At 67.3% G+C, this 4211-nt stretch carries 6 protein-coding genes; 3 read left to right on the top strand and 3 right to left on the bottom strand.

The annotated features are described in order from the left end of the window. The 3 genes from ACY693_RS15915 to ACY693_RS15905 form a co-directional block, all read left to right on the top strand. On the top strand, positions 1–598 hold a 598-nt coding region (locus tag ACY693_RS15915; RefSeq protein WP_462322794.1), incomplete at its 5' end, for a carboxymuconolactone decarboxylase family protein. Positions 599–627: 29 nt separating this feature from the next. Further along, a complete protein-coding gene (locus ACY693_RS15910; RefSeq protein ID WP_462322793.1) occupies positions 628–936 on the top strand; it encodes a thiamine pyrophosphate-binding protein in 309 nt (102 codons plus the stop codon). Then, complete coding sequence (locus ACY693_RS15905; RefSeq protein ID WP_462322792.1) at positions 836–2275, top strand: glutamate synthase-related protein; 1440 nt, start codon at positions 836–838, stop codon at positions 2273–2275. The genes ACY693_RS15910 and ACY693_RS15905 overlap by 101 nt, the downstream gene beginning before the upstream one ends. Positions 2276–2284: 9 nt before the next feature. Here the strand turns inward: ACY693_RS15905 and ACY693_RS15900 are convergent, their stop codons facing one another. From ACY693_RS15900 to ACY693_RS15890, 3 genes are all read right to left on the bottom strand, one after another. Further along, complete coding sequence (locus ACY693_RS15900) at positions 2285–2962, bottom strand: hypothetical protein (RefSeq protein WP_462322791.1); 678 nt, start codon at positions 2960–2962, stop codon at positions 2285–2287. After that, a complete protein-coding gene (locus ACY693_RS15895; protein ID WP_462322790.1) occupies positions 2959–3468 on the bottom strand; it encodes an RNA polymerase sigma factor in 510 nt (169 codons plus the stop codon). Before ACY693_RS15895 ends, ACY693_RS15900 begins: the two co-directional genes overlap by 4 nt. A gap of 5 nt (positions 3469–3473) precedes the next feature. Continuing rightward, on the bottom strand, positions 3474–4211 hold a 738-nt coding region (locus tag ACY693_RS15890), incomplete at its 5' end, for an HvfC/BufC family peptide modification chaperone (RefSeq protein WP_462322789.1).

Raw genomic sequence — 4211 nt, 5'->3', positions numbered from 1 at the left:
AAGGCACAGTGATCAGCCTCCCCGAGATCGGGAGACGATCATGCCATCAATGATGCTTGACCCCGAGGCGCCATCAGAACCGCCAGACGCCATGCCGGACAGGCCGGCGCTCAGCGACGCCGAGCGTCGCTTCGGCCAGCTACCCAAGGCGCTGCGCACGATCGAGGCGGCGCCGGCGTCCCTGCAAGGCTACCTGGCCCTCGGCGCCTGGTTGGAGAAGACCTCGCTCTCGAGCGAGGAGCAGCAGGTGGTGCTGCTCAGTGTCTCTCGCGAGAGCCGCTGCGCCGTTTGCATGGGTGCCCATGGTCTGCTCGCGGAGATGATGGATTTGCCACCGGAGCTGACGGCGGCGCTGCGCGCAGGAAGCCGCCTGCCTGATCAACGCCTGGAGGCGCTCAGGCAGTTCGTGGCTGCGGTGGGCAAGGCGCATGGACGGGTCGATGAGGCCGAAGTCGCCGCGCTGGAGCAGGCCGGCTACGACCGGCAGCAGGTCTTAGAGGTGATCCTCGGCATCGGCATGAAGACCCTCGCGCACTTTAGCGACCAGATCCCCGGCACCGATGGACAGCCATTGCCGGCAGCCTGTCTCGCCTGCTAGCGAGACCCATTCAACCCCTGGAGTCCCCGATGCGTGCCGCTGAGCTCTTTGTCCGCTGTCTCGAGAACGAAGGTGTCGAGTACATCTTCGGTATCCCCGGTGAGGAGAACCTCGACCTGATGGATGCGCTGATCGACAGCCCGATCCAGTTCATCACCGTCCGCCATGAGCAGGGCGCGGCCTTCATGGCCGATGTCTATGGCCGCCTCACCGGGCGTGCCGGAGTACTTCTTCGCCATGGACCGCGAGGAGCTGCCGTTCAATCGGGCGCAGCGCAACTGGGTCTACCGCGCCGCCAAGGATGTCGACAACACGGTGGCCTTCGGCTCGACCCGTAACCTGACGGTGCCGGGTCAGGTGATCTTCGTCAACTGCCCGTTCCCGACCCTGGGCGAGGATGCGGTGCCGTCGGAGCCGATCACCATCGGTCCCTTTGCGCGGCAGCCCTATACCACCGCCGGGCTGTTTCATGTCTCCGGGATGAGCTATGGGGCCATCTCCAAGCCGGCGCTCGAGGCGTTGGGCAAGGGCGCGGCCGAGGCCGGCTGCTGGCTCAATACCGGCGAGGGCGGGCTCTCGCCCTACCATCTGGAGAGCGGCGCCGACCTGGTGTTTCAGATTGGCACGGCAAAATACGGCGTGCGTGACGTGGCCGGCAACCTCAGCGATGAGCGCCTGCAGGCCGTCCCCGCCCATGCGCAGGTGCGGATGTTCGAGATCAAGCTCAGTCAGGGCGCCAAGCCCGGCAAGGGCGGCATCCTGCCGGCGGCCAAGATCACCCCCGAGATCGCCGAGATCCGCGGTATCCCAGTTGGGGTCGACAGCATCAGCCCGAATCGCCATCCCGATGTCGGCAACACCGCCGAGCTGCTCGATCTGATCGAGCGGGTGCGCCGAGTGACCGGCAAGCCGGTCGGCTTCAAGGTGGTGCTCGGCGCCTATGGCTGGCTCGATGAGCTCTTGACCATGGTGCATGCGCGCGGTGCGGCCTCAGCGCCAGACTTCATCACCGTGGATGCCGCCGATGGCGGCACCGGCGCGGCACCGATGCCGTTGATGGACGACATGGGCCTGCCGCTGCGCGTCAGCCTGCCGATGCTGGTCGACAAGCTGACCGAATACGGGCTGCGCGAGCGCATTCGGGTGATCGCCTCAGGCAAGCTCATCACCCCGGCGGATGTCGCCTGGGCGCTCTGTATCGGCGCGGATTTCATCACCTCGGCGCGCGGGTTCATGTTCGCGCTCGGCTGCATCCAGGCGCTGCAATGCAACAAGAATACCTGCCCGACCGGGATTACCACCCATCAGCGCAAGTTCCAACGCGGCTTGCATTCACCGACCAAGGCCGTGCGTGTGGCGGCCTATGTGCAGAACCTCTCCAAAGAGGTCGGCATCATCGCCCATGCCTGTGGCGTGCGCAGCCCGCGAGAGCTGCGGCGCTTCCATGCCCATCTGGTGCAGGCCGATGGGCGGACGATCGGCTTGGATCAGTTCTATCCGGAGTCCGAGCGGCAGATCGTTGCAGCCCTCAGTTGGCCGCGCGATCAGATGGGCGTGGTGCGGGAGTCCGAGCGCAGTCCACGGCCTAGTCCGCTTGAGCCACTGCGCGAGCCCTCTCTTGAGCCTCCGATTGCGGCGAGGAAGTCCACACCGTCGCTGCATGCGCCGGTGGAATGAGCAGTCGATTCAATCGTCGCGCACTAAAGCGAATACGACACCGCCTTCGACCCACAGCAGCACGGTGAGCCCGCGCGCGCGAAGCCGCCCCGGCTCTTCGCCGCGGTCGCGGTCGGGCAGGGGGCCATGGCGCTCGGGCTCGTAGCGGGCCTGATACAGTGTCTGCACCCCATCGCCTGCACCGCTCGCTTCACCGTGGCTCGCGTCGGGGCGAAGACGCAGTTGGGCGGCGGGGACGCCCTGGATCGAACAGTATCGCCCGCCCTGCAGGCTGAGATCGGCCAGCGCTGGCGCGTCGCTCGCGAGCGGGCGAAAGTCGAGCTGGCTGAGATACCTGCGCACCTGATTCAGGTCGGCCGCTTCCACCTCAAGCGGCTTCAGGTGCAGGTGCTGTCCCGCGACCTCATCGGCGATCTGCGCCATCCGCGTGGCCTCGGACTGCTCCGGAGGTGGGAACTGCCACCACCAGAGAACGACCAGCAGCACGACGACTAGCGGCAGTGCGGCCAGAGCCCATCGGCCTCTGCGCCCTGGCTGATGCTGAGTCGAAGCAGGACCAGGGTTAAGAGCGGTGGCTGGCACCGGTCGCTTGATCCGAGCTTGCAGAGCTTCCAAGGCCGACAGGCGCTCCTCGCTTAGACAATCGCGCTCGATACGCTGACGCAGTGCCTCGCGTAGGTGACTCATCGGGTGCCCCTCACTGCGTTTCCTGCCTCGTCCTGCTCGGCCTGCGCCGACAGCCGCTGCCGCAGCCGATGGATACGGGCGAGCACAGTGCCGTGTGGTACGCCTTGCAGCTCGGCGACCTCACGCGCGGTTCGACCCTCGAGCGCCCAGAGCAGCAGGAGCTCACGGTCGAAGGGGCCGAGCCGGTCCCAGATCTGCTCCAGGGTCTGGGTGGTGATCGCGATCTCCTCCAGGGAGCCGAAGCCGATCGCGAGACACTCGGGCTCGAGCGACGTCGCCTCGTTGAGCAGCTGCTCACCCCGATTGCGGAGTCCGTCGATGAAGCGATTGCGCAGGATACGGCGCATTAGCGCCATCGGGTCATCCCGATCGCCCGGGGCCGAGCGCAGGTAGCGCTCCAGACCATCCTGGAGCAGGTCGTAGGCGGCGGCCTCGTGCTTAGTCAGGGCCAGGCAATAGCGGTACAGGCGGTTCAACATCGCGCGATCAAAGGGGCTGTCTGCCATCGCGCTCAGCCCGGCTCGGCCAGTGTGCAACCGCAGATCCAGCCAGCGGCGATGACGTCAGGCAGTGGCGTCAGATCATAGCCAGCGGCCGCGAGCTCGCCCAGCGTGGGACTCCGGGCTGAGTGCAGCGTTGCGGCCTGTGTCGACGGGCGCCCCAGTGCGGCCAGCAGCCCGAAGACGGTTGGCGTGACGGGCGTCACCTGAGGGCGCCCATCTCGGCGATGGATCACCAAGCGATCGCCGTCGCCGGCGGCGATACGGGCGATGCCAGCGCCCTCGCGGTGGCGCCGCCAGATCGCGGCGATCGGATAGGCGGAGGCCAGGCGGCGCAGCGCGCAGCTGAGTCGCAGACGAACCCGCTCGGCCTGTTCCGGCCGGGCTAGGCTTGCCAGCACCGCGGCATCCAACGTCGGCTCGTCGGGGGCGCAGTAGATCGCGTGCCAGTGCCATTCCAAACGGGCCAAGTCCGGCAGGTAGGCCAGGGTCGCCAGGGCGGGCTGGTGGCGCTGCACCGCGGCCAGATGACGCGCGAAGGCGGCGCCATAGCGGTTCAGGTCGCCTTGGCGTGATGCAAAGGCGTCGATGTAGTCCGCCGCCAGTCGAGCAAAGCAGCGCGGCCCGAGGATCTGCCGGCAGACCGGGTAGAGGGCCTCCAGCGTTCGCTCCCGCGCGCGCCGGCTGCTGTCGCGATAGATCGTCAGGCGTTCCAGTGCCGAGAGTGATCCCTGCTGCGGGTCCGCGGG

The organism is Halochromatium sp., assembly GCF_054919635.1.
The sequence above is the reverse complement of the archived record's forward strand: the minus strand, read 5'-3'. Positions and strand labels throughout refer to the sequence as shown.